General features: G+C 69.3%; 1 protein-coding gene. It reads left to right on the plus strand.

Going from position 1 to position 620, the window contains the following annotated elements; all coding sequences use genetic code 11:
* Nucleotides 1-17: 17 nt before the first annotated feature.
* On the plus strand, nt 18-620 hold a 603-nt coding region (locus tag QZH66_RS18005; RefSeq protein ID WP_305807175.1), incomplete at its 3' end, for an aldehyde dehydrogenase family protein.

Consider the following 620-nt stretch of genomic DNA (forward strand, 5'->3'; position numbering starts at 1 on the left):
TGGTGCTGAAAGAACCCGTGGGTCCGGTGGCGGCGTTCACGCCGTGGAACTTTCCGGTCAACCAGATCGTGCGCAAGCTCGGCGCGGCATTGGCCACGGGCTGCTCGTTCCTGGTCAAGGCGCCCGAGGAAACCCCGGCTTCGCCGGCCGCGCTCTTGCAGGCCTTCGTCGACGCGGGCGTGCCCGCCGGCACCGTGGGCCTGGTGTTTGGCAACCCGGGCGAAATCTCGTCCTACCTCACGGCGCACCCGGTGATCCGCAAGATCACCTTCACCGGCTCGACCGCCGTGGGCAAGCAGCTGGCCGCGCTCGCGGGCCAGCACATGAAGCGCTCGACCATGGAGCTGGGCGGCCACGCGCCGGTCATCATTGCCGAAGACGCCGACGTGGCTGCCGCCATCNCTCACGGCGCACCCGGTGATCCGCAAGATCACCTTCACCGGCTCGACCGCCGTGGGCAAGCAGCTGGCCGCGCTCGCGGGCCAGCACATGAAGCGCTCGACCATGGAGCTGGGCGGCCACGCGCCGGTCATCATTGCCGAAGACGCCGACGTGGCTGCCGCCATCAAGGCCATGGCCGGCGCCAAGTTCAGGAACGCCGGCCAGGTGTGCATTTCGCC

The organism is Stenotrophomonas sp. YIM B06876, from assembly GCF_030711595.1.
Classification (GTDB): Bacteria; Pseudomonadota; Gammaproteobacteria; order Xanthomonadales; family Xanthomonadaceae; genus Stenotrophomonas.